General features: G+C 32.7%; 21 protein-coding genes. 4 read left to right on the top strand and 17 right to left on the bottom strand.

The genetic code is table 11. The features are described 5' to 3' along the window. Positions 1–20 precede the first annotated feature (20 nt). From EXIGUO8A_RS13900 to EXIGUO8A_RS13915, 4 genes are all read left to right on the top strand, one after another. Complete coding sequence (locus EXIGUO8A_RS13900; RefSeq protein ID WP_159303594.1) at positions 21–2,930, top strand: glycoside hydrolase family 3 N-terminal domain-containing protein; 2,910 nt, start codon at positions 21–23, stop codon at positions 2,928–2,930. Between the two features lie 19 nt (positions 2,931–2,949). Continuing rightward, positions 2,950–4,089 (top strand): N-acetyl-alpha-D-glucosaminyl L-malate synthase BshA, encoded by a 1,140-nt coding sequence (gene bshA, locus EXIGUO8A_RS13905; protein ID WP_159303595.1) that lies wholly within the window; start codon positions 2,950–2,952, stop codon positions 4,087–4,089. 94 nt (positions 4,090–4,183) lie between these two features. Then, a complete protein-coding gene (locus EXIGUO8A_RS13910) occupies positions 4,184–4,528 on the top strand; it encodes a hypothetical protein (RefSeq protein WP_159303596.1) in 345 nt (114 codons plus the stop codon). Between the two features lie 118 nt (positions 4,529–4,646). After that, a complete protein-coding gene (locus tag EXIGUO8A_RS13915; protein WP_159303597.1) occupies positions 4,647–5,828 on the top strand; it encodes an OmpA family protein in 1,182 nt (393 codons plus the stop codon). An 88-nt stretch (positions 5,829–5,916) separates the two neighbouring features. On the opposite strand, the gene EXIGUO8A_RS13920 is transcribed toward EXIGUO8A_RS13915, so the two are convergent. The 17 genes from EXIGUO8A_RS13920 to EXIGUO8A_RS14000 all read right to left on the bottom strand — a co-directional run bounded on the left by EXIGUO8A_RS13920 (position 5,917) and on the right by EXIGUO8A_RS14000 (position 25,884). Continuing rightward, entirely contained in the window at positions 5,917–6,615 is a 699-nt protein-coding gene (locus EXIGUO8A_RS13920; RefSeq protein WP_159303598.1) for a hypothetical protein, read from the bottom strand. Positions 6,616–6,869: 254 nt separating this feature from the next. Beyond that, the gene (locus EXIGUO8A_RS13925; RefSeq protein WP_159303599.1) at positions 6,870–9,419 is read right to left on the bottom strand and encodes a beta strand repeat-containing protein; all 2,550 of its coding nucleotides are present in this window, start codon (positions 9,417–9,419) and stop codon (positions 6,870–6,872) included. Between the two features lie 309 nt (positions 9,420–9,728). Then, positions 9,729–10,781 (bottom strand): acyltransferase family protein, encoded by a 1,053-nt coding sequence (locus EXIGUO8A_RS13930; protein ID WP_159303600.1) that lies wholly within the window; start codon positions 10,779–10,781, stop codon positions 9,729–9,731. A gap of 19 nt (positions 10,782–10,800) precedes the next feature. Further along, complete coding sequence (locus EXIGUO8A_RS13935) at positions 10,801–11,598, bottom strand: hypothetical protein (RefSeq protein ID WP_159303601.1); 798 nt, start codon at positions 11,596–11,598, stop codon at positions 10,801–10,803. A 63-nt stretch (positions 11,599–11,661) separates the two neighbouring features. After that, positions 11,662–12,669 carry a glycosyltransferase family 2 protein gene (locus EXIGUO8A_RS13940; protein WP_159303602.1) on the bottom strand — a complete coding sequence of 336 codons (1,008 nt, stop codon included), beginning with the start codon at positions 12,667–12,669 and terminating at the stop codon, positions 11,662–11,664. A gap of 237 nt (positions 12,670–12,906) precedes the next feature. Next, positions 12,907–13,680: an SDR family oxidoreductase gene (locus tag EXIGUO8A_RS13945; protein ID WP_159303603.1), complete on the bottom strand. Its 774-nt coding sequence runs from the start codon at positions 13,678–13,680 to the stop codon at positions 12,907–12,909. A gap of 10 nt (positions 13,681–13,690) precedes the next feature. Beyond that, positions 13,691–14,431 carry an SDR family NAD(P)-dependent oxidoreductase gene (locus EXIGUO8A_RS13950; RefSeq protein WP_159303604.1) on the bottom strand — a complete coding sequence of 247 codons (741 nt, stop codon included), beginning with the start codon at positions 14,429–14,431 and terminating at the stop codon, positions 13,691–13,693. 37 nt (positions 14,432–14,468) lie between these two features. Continuing rightward, positions 14,469–15,743 carry an ATP-grasp domain-containing protein gene (locus EXIGUO8A_RS13955; protein WP_159303605.1) on the bottom strand — a complete coding sequence of 425 codons (1,275 nt, stop codon included), beginning with the start codon at positions 15,741–15,743 and terminating at the stop codon, positions 14,469–14,471. Between the two features lie 59 nt (positions 15,744–15,802). After that, positions 15,803–17,035 (bottom strand): glycosyltransferase family 2 protein, encoded by a 1,233-nt coding sequence (locus tag EXIGUO8A_RS13960; RefSeq protein WP_159303606.1) that lies wholly within the window; start codon positions 17,033–17,035, stop codon positions 15,803–15,805. Between the two features lie 4 nt (positions 17,036–17,039). Continuing rightward, a complete protein-coding gene (locus tag EXIGUO8A_RS13965) occupies positions 17,040–17,858 on the bottom strand; it encodes an SMP-30/gluconolactonase/LRE family protein (RefSeq protein ID WP_159303607.1) in 819 nt (272 codons plus the stop codon). A 9-nt stretch (positions 17,859–17,867) separates the two neighbouring features. After that, a complete protein-coding gene (locus EXIGUO8A_RS13970) occupies positions 17,868–18,614 on the bottom strand; it encodes an SDR family NAD(P)-dependent oxidoreductase (protein ID WP_159303608.1) in 747 nt (248 codons plus the stop codon). Positions 18,615–18,696: 82 nt separating this feature from the next. After that, positions 18,697–19,302: a sugar transferase gene (locus tag EXIGUO8A_RS13975; RefSeq protein WP_159303609.1), complete on the bottom strand. Its 606-nt coding sequence runs from the start codon at positions 19,300–19,302 to the stop codon at positions 18,697–18,699. A gap of 119 nt (positions 19,303–19,421) precedes the next feature. After that, positions 19,422–20,603 carry a glycosyltransferase family 4 protein gene (locus EXIGUO8A_RS13980; protein ID WP_159303610.1) on the bottom strand — a complete coding sequence of 394 codons (1,182 nt, stop codon included), beginning with the start codon at positions 20,601–20,603 and terminating at the stop codon, positions 19,422–19,424. Positions 20,604–20,606: 3 nt separating this feature from the next. Continuing rightward, positions 20,607–21,755, bottom strand: coding sequence for a glycosyltransferase (locus EXIGUO8A_RS13985; RefSeq protein ID WP_236564495.1), 1,149 nt, complete (start codon positions 21,753–21,755; stop codon positions 20,607–20,609). Next, entirely contained in the window at positions 21,739–22,836 is a 1,098-nt protein-coding gene (locus EXIGUO8A_RS13990) for a glycosyltransferase (RefSeq protein WP_159303611.1), read from the bottom strand. The genes EXIGUO8A_RS13985 and EXIGUO8A_RS13990 overlap by 17 nt, the downstream gene beginning before the upstream one ends. Positions 22,837–22,853: 17 nt before the next feature. Beyond that, positions 22,854–24,701 (bottom strand): asparagine synthase (glutamine-hydrolyzing), encoded by a 1,848-nt coding sequence (asnB, locus tag EXIGUO8A_RS13995; RefSeq protein ID WP_159303612.1) that lies wholly within the window; start codon positions 24,699–24,701, stop codon positions 22,854–22,856. Positions 24,702–24,786: 85 nt separating this feature from the next. Then, positions 24,787–25,884 carry a glycosyltransferase gene (locus EXIGUO8A_RS14000; RefSeq protein WP_159303613.1) on the bottom strand — a complete coding sequence of 366 codons (1,098 nt, stop codon included), beginning with the start codon at positions 25,882–25,884 and terminating at the stop codon, positions 24,787–24,789. Positions 25,885–25,908 lie beyond the last annotated feature (24 nt).

Raw genomic sequence — 25,908 nt, forward strand, 5'->3', positions numbered from 1 at the left:
ATCACTGTACATATTATTTTATGCGCCATATTTTTATTTTTATTTGTGGGTTATTGTGCTGTACCAATATTTTAGCTCAAAATCCGTTGGTAACCAGCGACAGTTTAGCACAACAAAGTTGGGTAGACAGTCAATACGCTCAATTGAGCTTAGATCAAAAACTGGGGCAATTATTTATGGTAAGTGTTGCTTCTAATCAAAGCAAACAAGCTACCGATAAGATTAAGGATCTAATTGTACAAGAAAACCTTGGCGGCGTAATTTTTTCTAAAGGCGGACCAGTGCGCCAAGCTAAACTTACAAATAATTATCAAGCGGTTTCTAAAATACCTTTGTTGATCGGTATGGATGCCGAGTGGGGACTTTCCATGAGATTGGATTCTACTTACGCTTTTCCTTGGAATATGACTTTAGGGGCAATTCAAGATAGTTCAATAGTTGAAAGAGTAGGTTACCAGATTGGCAAACATGCAAAAAGACTTGGGGTGCATATAAATTTTGCTCCCGATCTAGATATTAATACCAATCCTAAAAATCCTATTATTGGTAATCGATCCTTTGGTGAGAACAGAGAAAATGTGGTACAAAAAGGAATTGCTTTTGTAAAAGGAATGGAACGTGCTGGTGTATTGGCAAATGGAAAGCATTTTCCGGGCCATGGTGATACCGAAGTAGATTCTCATCACAATTTACCTATTATCCCTTTTTCTAAGAAAAGGTTAGATAGTTTAGAACTGTATCCGTTCAAAAAACTGATTGCCTCTGGTTTAAGTAGTATAATGGTTGCGCATTTAGAGGTTCCTGCGCTAGAAATGAAAAAGGAATTACCTTCTTCGATATCAGAACAGATCATTTCTGGAATACTGAAAGAAGAACTTGGGTATAAAGGTTTAATTTTTACTGATGCCCTTAATATGAAAGGTGTTTCAATGACTGGTAAAGACGGTAGTGTAGAACTCGCCGCTTTTATGGCAGGTAATGATATGCTTTTAATGCCCGAAAATATTGTCAGTGCAAAAGAAAAATTGACTAAGGCCTATGAAAAAGGTAAATTAACAGAAGAACGTTTGGCTTACTCGGTCAAGAAAATTTTAATGGCAAAATATAAGGCTGGGTTAAATAAATATAAGCCTATTGATTTAGCGAATTTACACAATGACCTTAATGGTCTTGAAGATGATATTGTTTATGAACAAGCGATTGAGAATGCCATAACGGTAGTCAAGAACAAATTGGATCTTCTGTCGATCAAAAACTTGGACAATAAAAGAATAGCCTATGTAAAAATGGGTAATGCCAATAATGAAACATTTGTTAAAGGGCTAAAAAATTATGCCAATGTAACCGTTGTTGAGGCTAATGATATCACTACTTTAAAAACTAGATTAAAAGATTTTAATTTAATTATAATAGGGCATCATATGAGTAATGATAGCCCCTGGAAAGCATATAAGTTTTCCAAAAGTGAATTGGCATGGTTGCAAGAAATCGCTAAAGAACGAACTTCAAATTTAATACTTTGTGTATTTGCTAAACCTTATGCCTTATCGGACATCGAATCATTTAGCAGTATAGATGCTGTGGTAATGGCCTATCAAAACAGTGATATAGCACAAGAGAAAACGGCTGAAATATTATTTGGTGCCGTTAGCGCCACTGGGAAATTACCGGTTACCGCGCATAAAGAGTTTCCTGTTAATACAGGTGTAGAGGTTAAATCATTGAGCAGATTAGGCTATAGTATACCAGAACGTGTAGGTATGAGCTCAAAAGGTCTTGAAGAGATCGATAAGCTAATGAATAACGGTCTCGATAGTTTAATGTTTCCCGGGGCACAAGTTCTAGTAGCTAGAAAAGGAAAAGTGATATATCAAAAAGGTTTTGGAAAGCCAACGTATGATTCTCAAGAAAATATCACCAATGAGTATATCTATGATCTTGCTTCGCTGACAAAAATATTGGCGACCCTACCAATGGTAATGAAAATGGAGGAAGAAGGTAGAATAGGACTTAACAATACTTTCGAAGAATTGGTTCCTAATTATTCCGATACCGAAATTAAGAATGTAACGGTTTTAAAAGCACTTTCCCATTATGGTAGATTACCGGCTTGGATACCATTTTATATTAGAACATTAGATGAAAATAAAAAACCTTCAAGCGAATTTTATAGGAATTCCCCTTTACCAGGTTTTTCAACTAAGGTGTATGATAATTTGTATTTGACGGATGCTTATCAAGACTCCATTTATAACAGAATAGGCAGGCAAGATTTAAAATCGAACAGATATCGTTATAGTGACGTTCCTTATTACGTAATGAAAAAGGTAATAGAGGACAGTTATGAACAACGATTGGACTATTTGACCAGTAATTTTTTATATCGAAGGATCGGCGCGAATCATACCACATACAATCCACTGGAAAAGTTTGATAAAAATATGATCGTACCTTCAGAGGAAGATGATTATTATAGATATGGTACCGTGCAAGGTTATGTTCATGATATGGGCGCAGCTATGCAAGCAGGAGTAGGAGGGCATGCCGGACTTTTTAGTAATGCCAACGATGTTGCAAAAATAATGCAGATGTATTTGCAAGATGGTTATTATGGCGGAACCAAGTTTTTTGATTCTAGAACGGTGAAGAAATTTAATACTTGTTATTTCTGTGATAATAATGTACGTAGAGGGGTAGGATTTGATAAGCCCCAGTTACAACATAGTGGTCCTACTTGTGGTTGTGTATCACGAAAGAGCTTTGGGCATAGTGGATTCACCGGCACCTATACTTGGGCTGATCCAGAAGAAGAAATTGTATATGTATTTTTATCTAACAGAACATATCCATCTGCTTCCAATACTCTTTTAGTTAAATCTGGGTTAAGAACTAGAATTCAACAAGTCATTTACGATTCAATTCTGAATTAAAAAAGGTAATTTTGTTGCAATGAAAATAGCAATAGTATGTTACCCTACCTTTGGAGGTAGTGGTGTAGTGGCAACAGAATTAGGAATCGCATTGGCTAATAGGGGTCATGAAATTCATTTTATAACGTATAAGCAACCTGTTCGTTTAGAGTTGTTGAGCAATAAGATTTTCTTTCATGAAGTTCATGTTCCCGAGTACCCATTGTTTCATTACCAACCCTATGAGCTTGCATTGTCAAGTAAATTGGTAGATACCATAAAGCTTCATAAAATTGATCTTCTTCATGTACATTATGCCATACCACATGCATATGCCGGCTATATGGCTAAAAAAATGCTTGAGGAAGAAGGTATTTATGTGCCTATGATAACGACACTACATGGTACGGATATTACCTTGGTAGGTAAACATCCATTTTATAAACCAGCGGTAACATTTAGTATAAACCAATCTGATGTAGTTACATCGGTATCCGAGAGTTTAAAGCAAGGAACTTTAGAGACTTTTGATATCCATGGAGATATAGAGGTTATTCCAAATTTTATTGATGCCAAAAAATATAGTACTTCTTTTACCGATTGCCAAAGGTCTAATATGGCTACAGAAGAAGAACGTATTGTTACACATATCAGTAATTTTAGAAAGGTAAAGCGAATACCGGATGTAATTAAGATTTTCAGTAAAATTCAATTAGAAATTCCGGCCAAACTGATCATGGTAGGGGAAGGCCCAGAAAAGGCAGGTGCGGAACGCCTATGCGATGAACTTGGTATTGCCGATAAGGTGATATTTTTAGGAAATAGTAATGAAATTGATAAAATTCTATGTTTTTCAGACCTGTTTCTTCTGCCATCACAATCAGAGAGTTTCGGTCTAGCAGCACTTGAGGCTATGATTAATAAAGTGCCGGTTATATCTAGTAACGCCGGTGGTATACCTGAGGTGAATACTGAAGGTGTTAGTGGGTTTTTAAGTGATGTTGGTGATATTAATGATATGGCATCTAAAGCAATTACCATTTTAAAGAATGATAGTGTATTAGAAAGATTTAAACTTAACGCTCTTAAGGAAGCACAAAGGTTTGATATACAGAAAGTGGTACCTCTATATGAGGAGGTTTATGAAAGAGCCTATAATAGTAGATTTAAGGATGTTTAAGAATTTTCTTTTTCTCTTTATATTGTTGATTACACAAGTATATTCTTGTAAAAGTGTAGTTCCAAGTAATCTTCAAGATTCAAATAGCATGGAAATGGAGCTTATTTTGAATGAAAACTATAGCGGATTTGAACAAGAGAATTATATTCTTATCAAGAACCAGAAAGATCTTAATGCTTTTTACGGCAAAATCAACAGAACTAGAAAGCCAGGATTGACCCCTCCAAAAGTAGACTTTGATAGTGAAATGATTCTAGTTTGGTGTGGGGATTATTCAGATTCCGAATATGCTAAATTGGAAGTAACGGAGAAGGATGCATTTATAGAAATTCAAAAGAAAACATCTAACGTTGCTAAAGATGTAAATTCATTGATAGTAACTCCTTTTAGTGTATACAAGTTACCGCTCAGTTCAAAAAGCATAAAAATCAAACAGTAATTAGTCGATTATAATTCTACATTCAACTATCAATCGATTTTTAATGCTGTATATGGTAATAATTTGCAAGGCAGCGTGTGTAAAGTTAATTTTACATTTTAAACCCAAATTTATAATTATGAAAACGGCTAAATTTTTTAGTTTACTAATTCTTCTGGTGCTACCGACTGTTATTTTTGCTCAAGATGAGCTTCAAATAACGGCAAAAGATAGTATAGTACAGAGTTCATGGATTTTTGGCGTGGGCTTCAACGCAGTTGACGATTCAGGTAATGTCTTTGATGGCATTTTTAATGTCGGTAAAGAATGGAATATTGTTCCATTTCCTTCAAGAGTTAGTATTGGTAGGTATTTTAAAAGTGGCTTAGGTTTAGAAGCAATAGGGACATACAATGAATATAAAGAAGGTAATATCGTAGATGCCGTAGAAATTTCTGAAAATGTTAGCTATTTTGGTATTGATGGTAGAATTACTTACGATATCAATAAAATTATTGGTGAAACCGGTTGGTTTGATCCTTACGTAGGTATTGGTGCAGGGTATACAGACGCCAATAACCAAGGGAGGGGAACCTATAATGCCGTGGTAGGTTTTAGAACATGGTTTTCAGATCGATGGGGATTAGATTTTAACTCAACAGGAAAGTGGGCTATGAGCCAAGGTGATGGCGCTACAAATCATATTCAACATGCAGCTGGGGTGGTTTATCAATTCGGAATAGAAAAAGGTCTTTCTAAACGAGGTGAAGAAAAGCTCGAATTATTGGCTGCAATTGAAAAAGAAAAGGAGCGTCAAAGAGATTCTATTAATGAGGTAAATCGTTTAAAAGAAGAAGCATTATTAGCGGAGAGACTTAAAAAGCAACAGGAGGCAGATGCTTTAGCTGCTGCCGAGAAAGCAAAAGAAGATGCTTTAAATAAGAAAAAAGCGGAAATTAAATTAAGAATAGAAAGCTTAGGTAATGTTTATTTTGCTTTAAATTCTTCTGTGGTGAACCCTTCTTCTAAGAAAGTATTAGATTCTTTGGCGAGTTTGCTTGAAGAAATACCAACCTTAAAATTAAGAATTACGTCGCATACAGATTCTAGGGGAACATCAAAGTATAATGATTGGTTATCTCAAAGAAGGGTTGATAAAACCAAAGCTTATTTATTATCTAAGGGAATAGCGGATGATAAATTGGTAACAGAGGCCTATGGTGAAACTATGTTATTAAATGAATGTGATGATAATACATACTGCCCAGAAGATAAACATGCCGTTAACAGGCGTTCGGAATTCGTAATTCTAGAATTTTAATAAAGAACTATATCAATTAAAAAGCCGATAAATAATAATATTTTTTATCGGCTTTTTAATTTGAAGGCAGTTTAACTTTAGTAATATATTAACCTACGCTAAAATTAAACACCTCAGAGGTAGATTCATTACCAACACTATCTTTAGTAACTATTTTCCAATAATAGGTTTTACCAGCTTCAACAGGAATTCCATTGTATCTCGATGCGTTAATGTCTTCGTGCAGTATGGCAGGATTTTCAGATTCGCCAAAATAAAGATCAAATTTTAGAATATCATTATCTTCATCTTCGGCTTTCCAAATTAGATTTACTGTAGTACTTGTTTGTGAAATAGAGGCACCGGATACCGGAGATATGGCTATCGCTGGAAAAGGAGAACTAGATTCATAATCAGGACCAATATTATAAAATACCCAGGTTTCACTTTTACTATCCGAAATACCTGTGACAGTCCATGAGTAATTAACATCTCGCAATAAATTTATGGTGGACATAGTTTCAATACTTTCATATATTACTGTGTCATTGTTAGATAGATTAACTAATTCTAGATTATAAGGACTAAAATCATTTTCACCATTATTTGTCCATTCAAAAACCAACCTGCTTTCAGTTGCCGAAATACTTGTGCCATCTTTAACTTCAGTATTATTTAGTGGATATAACAATAGTATATCCAGTCCTTCATCAATAGGGGTAGAACTAGAGTAATTTAAAACATCTGAATCAATACCACAGGACAGGCAAACCAACATAGTTAAAAGTAGAGTCCAACTATTTTTCATTTTATAAGAGTTTTAAGACTACCGATATTTATTATTTAAGAAGGGATTATGTCAATGAAGATTAATTAAAATCATTTTTGTTAAGAACTGTAACGGAATTAATTAATATTAATTTTTTGTAAAAATAACTAATTCAAGTAAACTATTATTATTGTATTTATAGCTGACTTTGGAAGTTTCGAAATAAATGAATATAAAAAAAGTCGGTATATAAAATCTTATATACCGACTTTTTAATTAAAATAAGAATCAATTTATTGTCTTAGAAGAGGTATAATTTGATTTGAACCTCCTTTTGAAATACTAAGGTAATAAACACCTTTAGTTTGTCTTCCAACGTTAGACAGCTCAAGGTCAACATCTGTTTCACTTTGTCCGGCATTGAAAGTTCCGTTCTCAATTAGTACGCCCATTGCATTTGAAACACTGTATTCGTAATTGCCGCCATTGCCTTCAGGTAAATGAATAGAAACTTTACCATCTGTCTGTACAGGGTTAGGAAAAGCATAAGCTGTCTTATTTGTAATAGAACCAACGGAGAAGTTGAAAGTTTCAGAAGCTACAAGAACTCCACTACCATTTGTTCCAGAATACGCTGATACTTTTAAACTATATGAGCCGCTAGAGAAATTAGCTGCAAGATAGTCTCCATCAATATCTCCAAACAATGCATATGGTGCTACATTTTCATATCTTGTTTCTATCTGTGTACCGGATAATTGAAAAAGAACACTTTGCGCTTCAGAAGGAACATTTGCTCTTATATTAATGTTTTGACTGTTAGATGAACTTAAACTTGCTCCATTGGACAATGTTCCAATATTTAAGTTAGAAATTGCATCTATTAAATTTAGTGTCAATGATGGTGTAGAAGGTGGATTGGTGGTAGACCCTGAACCAACAACAATATTAACAGAATCTGATCCTGTAGCGCCTTCATTGTCAGTTACCACAACTTCAATGTTATAGTTACCTTCATTAGTCTCTTGAAAAGGGTGAGAAGTGTAGGTAGTACCATCTGTATCTACCAAATCACCATTGACATATACTTGGTATTTTACAACATCGCCGTCAGTATCATTAGCTGTTAAACCAACTAAAACTACCTCTCCAACAGAAATAACTTCGCCTTCGTTTAATGTAATGATTTGAACGGTTGGAGATGCATTTCCTGATGTTGGTGGTGTTGTTGTAGTACCTACCACAATATTGACAACGGCAGAATTTGTATTATTGTCATCATCGGTTACCGTTGCTTTAATCTCATAGTTTCCATTACTGATATCGGCAATAACATGAGGCGTATAGTTTGTTCCATCTGTGTCAACCAGCTCATCATTCACGAATATTTGATACTTTACAATAGTACCATCAGCATCAGAAGCACTTAAGTTTACTGAAACATCAGAACCAGCTGAAAAACTTTGACCATTTGTTAAATTGGTTATTGATACCGCTGGATCAGAACCTGAAGTTGGTGGCGTTGGATCTGTTGGCTCACCCGAACTACCTGCGGTAATTACTACAGTATCAGAGCTGGTTTCGCCTGAATTGTCTGTTACTATGGCTGTAATGGTATAGTTTCCACTGCTAATATTATCAATGATATGAGGTGTGTAACTTGCTCCGTCAGTATCTACAAGTACATTGTTAACATAAATTTGATGTTGAATAACAGATCCATCAGAATCACTAGATGATACAGCAACAGATACATTAGATCCGGCCGTTACATTTTGTCCATCGTTTAAGTTGGTGATGCTCACCACAGGTGCTGTATTTGATGCAGGTGGGGTAGGTTCCGGATCTGGATCGGTAGTTCCACTACCTGAAACAGTGATGTTCACTGTGCTAGTATCAGATTCACCATTGCTATCAGTTACCTCGGCAGTTATAACATAACTTCCAGGTTGAATATTAGAAATGGTATAAGGGCTGTAGTTTACACCGTCAGTATCAACTAAACTGTTGTTCACAAACAGTTCGTGAGAAGATATATTCCCGTCAGGATCGCTAGAAGATAATTGTACCGTAACTGAACTGCCACTAGTAATAGTTTGACCGTTACTGGGGCTAGTAATATTTACAGTAGGAGCTTCATTTGTAGGTGAAGGTGTAGGTGTGGTTGTACCACCGTCGCATGTTGTTGCAGACCTAGACAGACTTTCAGCTTGTGCAGCGGAATAACTTCCTTCTTTGTAAAGTACTAATCTATCTATTGAATGACCGTTTGATCTAGCCGAAACTTGAATGTCATAAACACCTGGACTATTGAATGTTGCATAAACGGCATGCCCGTTAAAATCACTTGTAAAGGTGCTCCAACTCCAATCAATAGTATTGGTATACACTTTAAACCAACCACCTGAACTAGCTCCTTGAGGGTTAGGTGATTTTCCGGATCCATTCGGGTAAATTCTACTACTACCTTTTTGACCATAAAAGTTCGAAGCATTGATTTTTAACCAAGAGTCATTATGCTCGGTACTGGCATTACTGCTGGCAATAACACTAATTTTGTTACGCCAAATAAATCTATAGGTTCCTGTAGAGTTAATTCTAACTTTATAAGTAATTGTTGAGTTTCCTGGAGATCCAAAATGGTTACTACCTCTATAGGTAATTGCAGAACCACTGGTAGCACCGGAGATTGATTCTTTCCTCCAACTACCGGATAGTTTGGATTCTGCTTCCAATATGGCAATGCCATTTTGTTCTTCAAAATCTACTCCGCTGCATTGCGAATAGATTTGTTGAAAGCAAAAAGCTTGTAATAATAAAAGTAGAGTAATTTTTAATTTCATAATTAATGTTTAGTGGAGTTATTAATGATTAAATAGTTATAAATTCTTAATTGCAATGGAAAAAAATGACTAAACTAGTTGTCCGTTTTATTTGGGGGAAGAGAACGTAAACGACGAACTGTTATTTATTTACGACGAAAATATCTTTTTGGTCGATTAAATACCAGAATAAAATTAAAAGATCGTTGAAATGCATAAGTGGACTATATCATTTGATTTTTATGTAAGAAAATGATTACAAATAAATATAATTACACAAGAGGAAGTTTTTTAGATGTCAGATTAATTTATATAAAATAAGCTGATGAATTAATAGCCAGTAATGTAGGCCGAATTATCTTTGAAAATTCGTTTAGCTAATAATGCTAGTAAAATACTTATAATAATCAGTGTAGAGGTACTTAATAAAAAAGTAGAAATAGGATATGAAAACTGTTCTATTTTTAATTGTTCTTTTATAATATATAATAGTCTCAAAATATACCCGTGAAGAAAATAAATAGCGAAACTTGTATTTGCCAATAATGATATAAAGTTATTACTGTAATTTTCAAAACGATGTAGGTAAACCAACAAAAAAACAGAAAGAAAAATTTTTTGTGGAAAAATAGAATCTAGCCCTTCATAAGAGAATAATGATTTTTCGCTATTACCTTCAACACCCATATAAGTCTGTACAAACAATGTAATAAGAAAAGGAATCAAAAGTAAATATTCTTTGTTTTTAAAAAAACGAAACAATTCATCTTTATTTTTTGAGCAATAGATTCCGAACAGATAGGCCGGTGTAAAATAAATTAATGATTGTATTAATTGTAAGCTTAAGGGTAGTGGTCTTTGAATTATTAGTGCAACAATTAAGGATAATAATATTATAACTATTTGAATCTTATTGTTGGTTTTAATAAAGATAGTATGTAAAGGATAACACAAAAACAAGAGCATAGCAAAGGGAATATACCAATATGCTACTAGATGTTCACCACTGAATAAGAAAAGTATGGCTGGGTAAATGTAATCATAATATACCCCTGATTTTTCTGATTGAATGAATTTAACCCAAAAATTTGGTTGGTAATGAATCTTATAAAAGATAGGTATTATAGATAATATAAGGTAAGGAACAAGTAATCGTTTAACTCTTTTTTTTAAAAAAAGATTAGTTCTTGATTTGAGGTAAAATACATGATGAAATAAAAATCCTGATATAAACACAAAAACAATTGTTCCTCCAGCAGTTATATTAATTACAAGGCGGTGAATAAAGTTAGTAGGGTGAATATTAGAGAAAATATCGCAATGTGATGCAACAATTAACACTATTGCAATTGCTCTTAAAATTGTAATCGAATTTAAATACATTAAGATGATTAAAATTCGTTTAGTTTATGTTATAAAAGTTGAATGATTTCTTAAAACCATTTCCTATAAACCTAGGTCTATATCTTGTAAGTTTTGAATAAATACTTTGAAAATAAGCTAATGAAAAATATTTGGACTGGTTCACGAGGTTTGAAACCTTAGATTTCGACATGTAATGATTTTCCCCATTGGCCATACTATATAATGCTGCTGGTTTTGGATATGGTACTAATGAAAGATTATTTTCTAGTTTTATAGTTTCATGAAAATAGTATAGGTACGGCTCTTTTTGAATTATCTGTGGAAATAATTCTTTTTTAATGATAATACAGGTACCACATCTTACATTAAAATTACTGCGAATCATAAAAGCAAATTTGCTTCCTTCTGTATAAAAATAACCTTTGTTAACGTACCATCCAGGTATATTTTCCTTTAATCTAGAGTTGACATATTTGCTTATTCCATTTTGAATGCAGTCATCAGAGTCAACAACCATAAAATAGTCAACATTAAAGTTGGCTATTGCATATTCATATGCAAATTGAATTTTGTTGGCTTTATCACCTTCTTTTAGTTGTCTATCTTTTTCCCAATCTTCATTACTTAATTGAGGTACGTCAAAATCTACTTGAACATAATGAACTTGTGGATGCTCAAATTTTTTGGTCGGTAATTCATGACAAGCTACCACAATTTGAAAATCCCTATCTTTTTGCCCATTAATTGACTTAAGACTGCGTTTTACCAATTCACTAAATTTATCCCAATCAGATGAAAGTTTCTTACTCTTTACAGGTACAAGGAAGCAAATCATATTTATTTTTTTAAAATTTAAGCATTAGTAGTATTTACTATTGCTTATTTGGTTTATTTATTTTTATAAAAATTTCATTGTTCTCATGACTCTTAAGCCTAAAAGAACACTGTTTTTACTATTTATGAAAGGACGAATATAATTACTGGATCCTTCCATTTTTAAAGTAATAGGATATGCTTCTAATGCTTTCATTTTGTCTAAAATGGCATTAAAGACCTTTGGGTCAAGACGGTATTTATAAGCTCTAATGATTAATGCGAAAACAACCGCTTGTTGTTTGTCCTTTAATCTATCTATAACCTTTAGATTACTACTTTTAGAGCTTTTGTAGTTCTTGATTAAACTATCAAATTTTTCAACCGCTTTAACCATACCTTCAATAAATTCTAAGTTTTTTTTAGAATCCTTACTCGTAACAATTGATCCGGCAACTTTAACATATCTATGGGCATCAAGGTTTGCCTTAGAAACTTTATTGGCACTTAAAAATACACTAGAGGTAAAGATCATATCTTCATATGCTCGCATGTCTTCTAAAAAGGTGATTGCGGTACTTGTTAAAAAACTTCTTTTAATAACGTAGAAACAAGCTGAATTTCTTAAGCCAAAATTTGCTATATAGTCAAGCCCATTAGTTACTTGAAGTGTTAGGTTTTTTGATTCTAATTTTGAAAAATTTGGTAATTCACCTTCGTTAATATACTCGCTATCAAATTCTAATAATTCAAGATTATATTGTTTGCTTAATTCAAAAAGGCATTTTAAAGCATTAGGTGCAAGGTAATCATCTGCATCAAGATAATAAATGTACTCGCCAATTGCTTTGTTTAAACCGTTATTTCTAGCCGCACTAGGTCCTTGGTTTTTCTGAACAATTAACTCAATACGAACATCTTCATTTTTCTTTGCATAATTTTCAACAACTAAAGCTCCCGTGTCTTTAGAGCCGTCATCTACGATTATGACTTCATATTCATTAGGTTCTAAACCTTGGTCAAGTAAACTATCTAAGCAGCGTTCAATATATTTTTCCTTGTTATAAAGAGGAATAATTATGCTAAATTTCATTGCTTATTTATATTATTATTTAATGTCAATAAAAATGACCAAAGTGAAATATGGTTAGGTATAACCATTCAATACAGTAAACATATGTTTATTATAGTTTTTACTGTATTGAATAGTCATGTAAAATTATGGAAAACCTATTTTTTACCTAATAAAATTGTTTTGTAACATTTTAATCGGATTAATTACTCAGTTTTTGTAAATATATTTTTACAACTTCTGTAATTGTAGTTTCAATTACCTCCCTAAGTATCCTCCATCAACCGGTATAACGGTACCCGTAATGTAGTCACTCGCAGGAGAGCATAAGAAAACGGTAAGTCCTTTTAAATCTTCACCGTTACCCCATCTTTTCATAGGTACTCTAATGAAAACTTCTTCTGTTCTTTTTTTATCGTTTATCAAAGCTGTATTAAGTTGCGTATCCATATAGCCAGGTGCTATAGCATTAACACAGATACCTTTTGCAGCCCAATCATTAGAAAGTGCTTTTGTCAATTGACCTACGCCTCCCTTTGATGCTGCGTAAGCAGGTATGGTAATACCACCCAAGAAACTCATCAAAGAAGCAATGTTTATAATTTTTCCACCACCATTTTCTAACATGTTCTTTGCTACATATTTACAGTAGTAGAAAGTAGCATCTAAATTAATGGCAATTACCTTGCTCCATTCTTCATCAGGAAAATCTTCACTAGGGTATCTTCTTTGTATACCTGCTGAATTGATTAAAATATCTATTTTTCCTCCTAATAATTCTAATGCAGATTGATAAGATTCCTTAATTTCAGGTATTTTACTGATGTCTGCTTTTATGGCATCTACAATAAGACCATCCTTTTTAAAATCTTGGCACATGTCAAAAACTCTTTCGTCAAAATCAATGACTACAGTTTGAGCACCTGCTTGTGAAATGGCTTCAACCATGGCTTTACCAAGGTCACCGGCACCACCCACTACAATTGCTTTTTTTCCAGCTAAACTAAATGATTCTAATATGTTTGTTTTCATAATTTTTATTTTATCCCATGAATAATCCTCCGTTCACATCTAGAACAGAACCTGTTGTAAAGCCAGCATCGTCACTTGCAAAATAGCAAGCTGCGGCTGCAACTTCTTTAGGTGTTCCAAACCTTTCTAAAGGAAATCTTTCTTTTAATTTTTTTAATACTTCAGGGCTACGTGCAGCAGACATATCCGATTCTATAGTTCCTGGTGCAATACAGTTTACTGTTATTCTTTTTTTGGCAAGTCTTCTAGCTAAACCATAAGTCAATGCAATGATTCCACCTTTAGATGCGCTATAGGCCATGCCATTTTCAAATCCTCCCATTCTGCCAGAATTGGACGATAAGTTTATAATTCTCGGATGTTTACTTTTTTCTAAATATTGAATTGATTTTTGAATCATGGTAAACGTACCTCTAAGATTAACGGCCATTACATTATCCCATTCTTCAATAGAGGTTTCTTCTATGCTCGCCATATCTAAAATACCGGCGCTATTTACAAGAATATCTATACTTCCGAAGTGCGAATTAATATCTTCAAGTGTTTCTTCCACTGATGATACGTTGGTAACATCACACCTATAACCAATTACCTTATTTCCCGTATCGTCAATATTTTTGGCTGCCTTCTTTGCGCTATTTTCCGAAACACTTAAAATGGCTACATTATAACCAATAGCGTAAAATTTCTCCGCGATTGCCAAACCTATATTTCTAGAGCCACCAGTAATAACGGCTGTTTTATTTTCCATATCCTTATATATCAATAGTTAATTCTATATGTTAGTACTAAAGGTAATTTTCAGCATTTATTGTATCTGGCCAAGTTAATATCATGTCATTGCCAGATGTATCTTTGATTACCAATTTATCTTTGAATTCAGACATTTTTGAATTTAACTCTTCAATAGAATCAGCTACGACATACATGCGCGAAAAAACTTGTCTTTCGGTGCCCAACCATTCTTTTTTAACGCTATCACCTTCCTTGAATCTGTCTAAAACAAAAATCACGTTTTTATCATCTTTAATTTCAGATAACCCTTCAATAGAATTAATTGTTCCTTCTTTTAAAAGAACCCAAATGGTACATGCTTTTTTGCCCCCAAACATAAAATCGTTCTTTTCAGGAAAATCATCTTCCCCTAGAACGCCCGTAAAGGCAAAATTGATGAGCATTTTTCTATGATCAAAACCATTAATATGTGCTAAATGAATATGTGGGGCTTCACCCTGTAGTCTAAACCCTGGGTCGTAGGCATAAAAAATGCCTTTTTCTACAAAGAACTGTAGATTAAGTACACCATTTTGAATGTTTAGTTTTTTGAAAAAATCGCTAAGTTTTGGGTGTATTTTTTCAACAAATAAAGCTGTGTTTTTTGAAGGATAAATTGCTCCGATTCCAACGGGGCTAAAATCTCCTTGTATTTTGGTAGTAATTCTATCGTAGGTAGCAGAAAGATACGGTGTACCCTTTCTAAAAGTGTAGTAGACGGCCATATCATCACACTCCATGTATTTTTCTACTAGAACGACCCCTTTTTTGGAAAATTTTAAAGCGGTTTTTACCGATTCTTTAAAATCTTTGTCATCTCTACATATTTTCATACCAACACCACCACCATTGTCAACAGGTTTGATCATCAATGGATAATCAATATTTTCTGGTTTTTCAATGCTTGAATCAGTGTCCAGATAAGTGCCAGGAATGTCTTGTATATTGAATTTTTCGCAATATTTCTTAAATCCGTCTTTACTACAAAACGCTTCAATTGCCTCTTTATTTGCGTAAGTGGGCATATTTAATTTTGCGCAAATTTCACCATAAGGTTTCACTAAAATATCAGCTACGCCAACTAAGACAGCATCAACTTTTAAGTCTTTAGCTAATTGTACAATTTTGTCAACCTCAAAACCATCTATATCATAAGTTTCTGATGCATTCTTTTTAGCAGGGGCATCTGGGTTTGGGTCAATAACAATGGTGTAAATGTCCATTGAAATTGCTATGTCAACTAAAATTGCTGTTTCAGGATTTCCTCCTAATATTATAAGTTTTTTCATAAGTAAAACCTTATTTGTTTTTAATCGTAGAAATAACGACTTGATTCAATGTCTAGAAATTAAGGGTATTGAAATTTAAATTCACTGTCAAACCCTAATAGAACAAGTAGATTGGTCACTTGGTCGAAATCTGTATTGATACTCACAATCTTTTTCTCGTCAACACCAACTAGACTTAATTCTTTTTTGATGCTTTTGTAATTGGATGGGTTTATGGTCGCAACAATTAAATAATCATAATCCGAATTATTTGCAGAACTAATGGGTTTTACGCTATTACCGCCAATTTCTAATTCATGATAATCAATGTCTATCCAATTAACAACATTAAAAAAACTGTTTTTAAGGTTAGTAGATAGAATATGTTGACCAAAAGAGCCAGAGCTGTAGACAACAACTTTAGAATTGCGTTCAACGTCTAAAAAAGGGTTGAACAACTGATTTCCATCTTCATTATATATTAAACCGCCAGATCTTACTAATATTTGAGAGTAGAGATAATAAGTTATTTGTTCTTTTAAATTTTTTTCATCGATCGACAGTTTAAGCTTCGATTGTAAGTAATTCATCAATAACCCTAATCTATAATATTCTGTTTTTGGGTTTTCAACAGATTTTACAATAGAATCATGACGTTGGCGATAATAGTAAAGAGGTGTACTACTAATGACTATTTTTTTACATTTCGTTAAATAAGAAAATGTAATTGCGGCATCTTCGCCCATGACAACATCGTCAGGTACATTAAAAAGAATTTGATCTAATAATTCTTTTTTGAAAAGTTTGTTCCAAACATAGGTAGATACTCCATGCTCACAGAATTCACCGTTGTAAATTGCATTTGGTAATATTTCTGTTTTTATATCAACTTCGTTATATATACCTACATTTTTAGGTTTAATAGTTTCTATTTTACCATCAAACTCCCTAAAGTGGCCTGTAACTACTAGGTCTGCATCATTGGCATTGGCAAGTTTAAACATGATATCTAGATAAAATTTATCTACCCAATCATCACCATCAACGAAAGTGATATATGTACCTTTAGCCTCTTTTAAACCTTCTTTACGAGCGCTAACTAGACCTCCATTTTTTTTATGAATCACCTTAACTCTAGTGTCGGTTTTAGCATATTCATCACAAATTTGAGGACAGTTGTCTGGGCTTCCATCATCTACCAGAATTAATTCAAAATCTAAAAAAGATTGAGTTAAAAGACTGTCAATACATTGTGGTAAATATTTTTCTATCCTATAAATAGGAACTATTACGCTAACCGCTACAGTTTTCATAAGTTTATTTTTTGTTTAATTCAAGATAGTACAAACCACCTCCATAAATATCATTTGCAGAAGCTGACATTGCTGTAGTAACATATAAATTTGCCTCATTATCAAAACAGCAAGATGTAACATTGGTACACGGTAATTCTAATTGTTGAATTTTATTTCCATCAACAGGGTTCCATTGCGAAACGCATGCACCTCCCCATTCGGCAATCCATAACATACCGTTATTATCTATACACATACCATCAGGAACTCCATCGCCTAGAAATTCGATTATATAAGAATCAAATTGCACATCACCTGTATTTAGGTCGTAGGCATATTTAGCAACTTTTTTAGTTGGTGTATCAATGAAATAAAGCCATTTGTTATCTAAAGAAAATGCTAGTCCGTTTGAAATAGTTGTATTTTCAATAATGGTTTTATATTGACCCATGTCATAAGAAAATACTTGTCCAATATTTTTTTTTACATCAGGGTATCCCATTGTTCCTATAATATACCTCCCGTTTGGGTCTTTAATACCATCATTAAATCGAACATTATCATCAATGTCAATTTTAAAAACTGATTTCTTTTTTAAGGTATTAAAATCAATTTCAAAAAATCCGTTTTTAGTTGCTACTATTATTTTTTTGTGTTCTTGTATATATATACAACTTACGGGGGAGTCAAGTTTAATACTAAGTATCTCTTTTGTTTGTGGATTATAAAAGTAAACCAAATAGTCAAAGATGGATACAAAATACAGGCAATTATTCTTTGTGTCAAAAATAGGTCCTTCCAATAGCTCAGAATTCCCATGAAATATTAATGATTGGGTCATAAATTGTTGCTAAATATACTCACCTCCAGTTATTCTAATTACAGAACCTGTAGTCATAATAGATTGATCGGATATTAAATGCATTACGGCAGGTAACGGGTCAATGGTGTTTAACATTCTGCCCATTGGTACTACATTAGATACTTTTATTTTTAAATCTTTTTCACTAATACCTTCTTTTGATCTCAATTCTAGCTCCCCTTCTGTATTTGTCCAGCCCATTACAATATAATTAGATCGAACCCCATACTTTGCATAGTGATGTGCAATATGGGTAGATAAAGTGTTAAGTGCATTTTTGGTTAGGGCATAGGGTGCCCTATCTTTTGCTCCATAATCCATATGTGCCGAACCAAAGAAAATGATAGATCCAGAATTTTGGTTAACCATAGATTTTAAAACATGTTTAACCAAGAAAAAAGGTGCTTTTAAATTAACATTGAAAACGCTATCGTAAATATCCTCTTCAGCATCTAAAATTGATGCGATTGGTGTAATCCCGGCATATAATACTAAAGAATCTATTTTTTTAAAACGCTTGATCGTTTCATTGTAAAAATCTTCAATGCCATCAATGCTATTTAAATCTAGTTCATGAAAATAAAGTCTGTCTTTTGCATTTAATGATTCTATTAAAGCGATACCAGCAGCTTTTTGCCTACCGCTGAAGGCAACATTGTAGCCTTTTTTGATACAAGACTTCAATATTTCTTTGCCCACACCTTTGGCACCTCCTAAAATCATTACAGTTTTCATTAACACAATTTAAATTACAGATAGTAAAACGGCCTATTATGCTTATTATTATTAGTTGAACGAGATAAAACTATAGATAGTGTTATTTGCTTCCAACAAATTTTTCCATGGTAGTATTTTCAGAAGCAGAGATGTCTGATCTCTTAACTACTTTCAAAAAGGTCATAAAGTATATTTTCATATCTAGCATAAATGATATATGATTAACATACCATACATCATATTCAAATTTTTTATCCCAAGAAATTGTATTTCTACCATTTACTTGTGCCCAACCCGTAATACCTGGCTTAACTAAATGTCTTTTATTTTGTTCTTCACTATACAATGGTAAATAAGAGACTAACAAAGGTCTAGGCCCTACAAGGCTCATATCGCCTTTTAGAACGTTGAGTAATTGTGGCAATTCATCAAGAGACGTATTTCTTATGAATTTACCAATAATCGTCATGCGCTTAAAATCTGGTAGTAGATTACCCTCTTTATCCTTTTTATCGTTCATGGATTTGAACTTGATGATTTTAAAAACCTTTTGGTGCTTACCAGGTCTTTGTTGATAGAAAAAAGCACTACCATTATTGGCAATAGAAAGTAATGCCCATATGATTAAAAATATTGGGCTAAAAACTAAAAGTACAAGCGCGGCAATTACAATATCAAATATTCTCTTAAAAAATCTAGTATACATGCTATAGACTATGATTAGGTTGCAAAATTAAATATTAAAAGATTCTATTGGGTAGTAATTAGACCAATTGCGGTAATATAGGGCTAATGGACAAAAGCTCTTTATTACTAATGAATAATTTATTTTGCAGTAGCGATAATACGTTGGTACTCTTCTAATATTGATTGCCAAACATAGCTCTGTTCATAGCGCTCTGCAATTACTTTTCTAGCATTTTTTGCCATTTGTAGCACAAGTTGTTGGTCTTCTACAAAATTGGTCATGGCTTTTAATAAAGATTGTTCGTCTTTAGATGGTATAATATGTCCGTTTTTGCCATGCTCTATGATTTCATTACTTCCATTAATATCTGTTACTATTGCTGGTAAACCCATTGCACCGGCCTCTAAAACTACGTTCGGGAAACCCTCTCGGTAACTTGGAAAAACAAGCGAGTCGGCTACAGATAAATAAGGTCTTATATCATCTTTTTTACCAACCCAGATAATGCGTTTTTCTGCGTTTAACTTAGTCCAGGTACTTTCCGGCAAAATATCTGTTTCTCCTTTGTGAGAACCTACAAGAATCAATTTTACATCAGCGTGTTTTTCAACAAGTTTACAGAAAGCGCTGACCAATTCGTTCATGCCTTTGTCGTTAACCAACCTACCAATAAATATGAAAACAAAATCTTTATCTGTAATACCTAGATTTTCCTTTTCTATTTTTACAGATTCATCAGAGTATAGATTGGGGTCAAAATAGGAGAGGTCTTTACCGTTTACGTTACCATTTGCAATAACTTTTAAAGGTTTTGTGGTAACCTTATACTTCAAGAGGTCTTCTTTAACCCCATTTCCTTCAGGGTATACATTTGTAGCAAATCTGCATATTATTTTATCAAATAGTAATAATAACTTTTTTAGAAACCCAGTTTGTGTGGGGAAAATTAACCCTGTAAACGTATGTGCTCTAATAGGTACTCTTGCAAAATAAGCTGCTACCATACTAAGCAACCCGGCCTTAGGGGTTATGGAGTGTACCATTTTAGGTTTTTCAATACTAAAATACCTGTAAAGCTTATATAATGAAACTAAATCTTTAGACGGACTTATGGACCGTTCTATGTTTATACCTTTAGTTCGTATGCCCTCTCGGTCTTCTACTTGTTTTAACACAGCACCCTCAGATGCCACACCTATAATTTCGTAATATTGATTTAAATAATGAAGTTGCCCCTTTAATAAGCCATATAGTGAACCAGGAACTGCTGCTGTTCTAATTATTTTCTCGTTAGATATTTTTTTATGGGCAAGAGACATATATTATGCTAAGATATGATTAGTGTACAGTTCTAAAATAGGTTCTCTTTCAAAATCTTTGATGCGTTTTATTACATTAATTTTACAGTTAGCTAGGTATTCTGGATTTTCTATACAATAAGCTATACCTTTTTGAAGTAGTTGAGCGTTACCTACAGGACTGAGTATACCATAATCCGTTATCATTATATCGTCAAGTTTAGTTTCTTTAAGTTCCATGATTTCATCTGGACCAGATTTGCAATTCGTCGTTATAATAGGCAACCCACATGCCATTGCTTCCATTATTACATTAGGGAAACCTTCATGATTAGAACTAAATAGGAAAATATCAGCAGCTTTTAAATATTGAAAAGGATTGCTTTCAAAACCCATTAAAAAAACCCTATCCTGTAGTTTTAAATTTTCGATTTGTGTTTGCAAATCTTCACGTAACTCTCCCTCTCCAAAAATATATAATCTTGTGTTTTCAAAAGGTGCTATTGCCTCAATCATAAGTTTATGATTTTTCACCATTTGTAATCTTCCTACACTTACTAGGTTGGTATAGTTGTCATCAAAGAAAGATGCTTTGGGGACTATGGCATTTATCTTTTCCAAATCAATAGGATTGTAGATTACTCCAGTTTTTTTTGGTGAAACATTAAAGTTATCTATTAAATCTTGGGTACTTGCTTTGGCGTTGCTAATGATTAAATCTGCTTTTGGGTACAACCATTTAACTAAGTAACTATTTATTTTACTTTGCATATCCCCATAACCGTATTGCAAACTCGGGTAGTTTCTTTCACTGACCATAAGCTTATAGGGGTGCGAGGAAAACCAACGTGCCATAATATTTATATAACAAGGTCTAGATAGCAAACTAAAAGAATGGGTAATATTTTCTTTCTTTAAAAATTGAGCATATTTCCAAGCTAACCACGGCAGTTTTAAAAATTTAAATAATCCAGATTCTGAGGCTTCAGATTTTTCTAAATAGTGAATTGGAATATTTTCTATACTAGGGTATACTATTTTAGTATTCATCAATACTAAAATTACATTATAATTTCTGGCTTGCAAATAGGGTAGAAGGTAAGACATTACACGCTCGGCACCACCACCTGACATTGAATAAATGAATATGGAAATTTTAATGTTTTTCTGCAACTTCTTTTCTTTTTACGATTTCTTTAAAAAATTCTTCGTAGTTATTCAATATAATTTTTTTATCAAATTTTTTATAAACAGAGTCTGATACCGTTTTAGGATCAAAATCAGGTAAATTATTTAAATGATTTATAAACTCATTTTCTGTTTTGACTAAAAAACCATTTATGCCATTTTCAACAATTTCTTTTGTGCCTCCTGGTACATCAAAAGCTATTGCAGGCGTACCAACCGCACAACTTTCCAATAGTGCATTTGGAAAACCTTCAGAGAGCGAACCCTGTAAGAAGCAATCGCTTTCACTTAGATAATCGGCTACTTTATTGGTGTAGGGAATGTGATTTGTTTTTTTGTCAATATTTAAGTTTTTAGCTTCTGATAAAATTTCCTCTCTTAGGGGTCCATCACCAATGATTGTATAACTAAAAGGAACTTTTATCTCGGAAAGTATTTTAAGTATTCTTAAATGACCTTTAACTTCTACAAGCCTTCCAACTGTAATTAAATTTAAAATTTCTGATGTCTTAGGTGATTTTGTTTTAGTTATAAAGGAGTCTGTTATTGGGTTGTGAAGTACTTTAATTTTACTGTGTTTAAAATTAAATAAATCCACACAATCGTTAGACATATCTTTTGATTGGCAAATTAAGTAATCTAATTTGTTCAAAAACAAATTAAAAAAATAGGAATGCCAATAAGATTTCTTTTTCTTACCAATATTGTTGTAAACTTTGGCTATAGAGGTTTGTCTACCTATAAAAATTATTTTAGGAAATAATATTGAAATTACCCCTAAAATAACATTTAAATGAGATAATGTTCCTAAAACTATATCTGGTTTTTCTTGCTTAATAGTTTTAATTAATTTAGGAATAGACTTGATTACTCTTTTACTGTTGAGATAAGTTACATTTTGACCTAATTCATCAAATCCATTACTTACATTATTTCCAATCACAATTAATTCAGAATTAAAATGAATTTTACTGATATTCTGAGATAAATAAATTAAAACACGTTCAGCTCCACCGAATGTTAGTGTTGGAATAATATATAATATTTTTAATTTCTTATTTTTCAATTAAATTTTTTAAAAAATTATACAATGGAATTTCCTGCTCCATTTTTACTAATCCATTGTTTTAAAACCAGTAATTTCCAAATCATTGAATAATGATCCCAACTTCCATCCATGTGTTGTTGAATCATTTTGTTTGTTATGCCAGGGTTTATGCCAGGTATTTCTTTAAGGTTTTTTAATGACAATTCGTCAAGTGTCATTTCTTTTAATTCGTTTCGAAACCATAGGTTTAATGGCATACCAAAACCAGATTTGGGTCGATTGAAATAACTCTCCGGTATGTGTTTGTATAAAATATCTTTTAGGATACGTTTTTGATTGCCGAGTTGGTATTTAAATTCGGTAGGCAAACTTTGGGCCATTTCAACCACTCTATAATCTAAAAATGGTGAACGAGCTTCCAAAGAAAATGCCATTGTTGCTCTGTCAACTTTTGTATTGATATCCCAACTTAAATATGTTTTTAAGTCAAAAGCACTGGCGTTTTCATAGAAATTTTTGTTGTCGTTAAATAAGTACTTGAGTGCATTTACTTGGGATACATTCGTTTTAATATTTAACCAAGGAGAAGCTGTATTAACTACCATTTGCAAATAGGCTTCCTCAACAGATTTAGCATTTAAAATATTTTTGATTCCATTATATCTATTAGGTTGAAAGACATTTAGAATTGGTCCGCCTAATTTTCTTATGAAATAGGGTACATTTAAAGTTTTTTGGATTTTGTCTAATTTTTGATAACGACGATACCCTAAAAATGCTTCGTCTGCTCCATCACCTGATAGAGCGACTGTTACTTGTTTTTTAGTGTGTTTGGCAAGGAGCATAGATGGAATTGCAGAAGCGTCAGCAAAAGGTTCATCATAATAATGACTGAAATTTTGGATTAATTCAATACCTTCTTTGTAATTGCATTCAATTATGTTATGATCCGTTTCTAAATGATCAGCAACTTTTTTAGCATATTGACTTTCATCAAAACCTTTCTCATCAAATTTCACCGAGAAAGTTTTCACCTTGTTAAAATTCTTTTTGGCCAAAGCGGCGATAAGGGAAGAGTCTACACCACCAGAAAGAAATACGCCTAAGGGAACATCGGCAAACATCCTAATACCAACAGCGTTAGTTAGTAAACCTTCTAAATCGTTTTGGGCTCTATCATAATTACCTTTATACCCATTAGATGAATTATTAGAAATATCCCAGTAAGGCCATGTTGTAAATTTTTTAGATATGAGATTAAAAGTAAACACATTACCATCTTCTATTTTTTTTATCTCATTGAAAATAGAATCTGGATGCGGAACATTATTCCAAGCCAAATAATTTTCAATGCTATTTTGACTAATTGTTAACTGTTTATTAAATAACTGAATTGATGAGATTTGACTTGCAAATTCAATACCTTCTTTGCTTAGCTGATAATATAAAGGTTTTTGCCCTAAACGGTCTTTAGCTCCAAATAAGATTTGTTTTTCTTCATCATAAATAACAAACGCGAACATGCCATTAAAATAATTTACACACTCCATACCATATTCTAAATATGCTGCACAGATTACTTCAGTATCACTGGTTGTATTAAATGAATAGCCTTTTTTAAATAGGATTTCTTTTAATTCTTTAAAATTATAAATTTCTCCGTTAAAGGCTAAATGGATTTTACTAGCATAAGTGAAAGGTTGATTAGACCTGGGGTCTAAATCGATAATACTAAGTCGGTTATGTCCAAAAGTTATAGAACCTTCATTGGTTTTGTAAGTTGAAAGCCCCATTTTATCAGGTCCTCTGAACTCTGTACGTTCTAGTTTTTTAAAAAATTGTTCTTTTGAATATTTTATTGTTGTTCCGTAGATTCCGCACATATTATAAGGAGTAGTTGCTTAAATCGAAATTATTTATTAAAGTATAACGATATAACATAAATTGGATTGCATTAGTTTTCAATTTTTATTTAATTAGATAGGAATTAGTTACAGTCTTGATTAAATCCATCCATTTAGTCGCTATTTTATCCATTTCATTATATTCAGTAGAAGCAATAGATGCATTTCTAAATTTTTCTTGAAGTTCTTTATTATTCATAATGATTTTCATTTTAGAAGCCAAAGCATCAATGTCTCCAACAGGTACTAAAAACCCATTTTCACCATTTGTAATCATATCTGAGGGACCATGTTTACAATTAGTTGAGATACTAGGTATCCCAAAATATAAGGCTTCTAATAAAGCGTTGGGATAACCTTCGTGTTCTGAAGTAAAAACAAATATATTTGCTTTATTGTAATAGGCGGCAACGTCAGTCTGAGCACCTTTAAAAATAACCTTTTCTTCTAATCCTAATTTTTTAGCAAGCTCTTTATTTTTATTTAGATTTGGACCTTGACCTAAAAATATAATTGACCAATCGGTTGTTTTAAGTTTTGCAAAAGCATGAAGTAAAATATGTTGTGCTTTTCCATTTCGAAAAGCACCTACATTTAAAATGATTTTATTATTCTCCTTAATCTGGGTATTTCGTTTAAATACAGTTGCAACTGCATTGGGAATTACTATAATTGGTTTTTTTAAAATTGTCTTAGAATAATAGTTCAGATTACCAGTTGTTTGTACTACTAATGCATCAATTTTTTTGTATAAAAAATTTCTTAATTTTTCTTGAGATTTCGGTAAACGATTTAATTCATGATTTGCTCTTTCGCTAATAATACAAGGTATCCCTATTGCCTTAGCGGTTAAAATTGAATAGTAATTAGTTTTGGTCATGAAGCTAATCACTACCTCGCTTCTAATTTTTCTTAATAAAAAATATAATTTGTATAACCTTTTGCCTCCATCAATAATTGTTGATAACGAAGAGGTGGTTTTTTTATCGCTATTTAAGCAGTGATAAAGCTTAATATTTGGGTCTAATTTGTAGAACGGATCCGACTTGACTAAAGTAATGATACTTATTTCATGTTCAGTTGCCCAAAAATTTGCTAATCCAGAGACCGCTCTTTCGGCACCACCAGAACCTAAACCATAAATTATAAATGTTATTTTCACCTTACTTCGATTATTGGTACAATA

The organism is Maribacter litoralis, from assembly GCF_902506355.1.
GTDB classification, from domain to species: Bacteria; Bacteroidota; Bacteroidia; order Flavobacteriales; family Flavobacteriaceae; genus Maribacter; species Maribacter litoralis.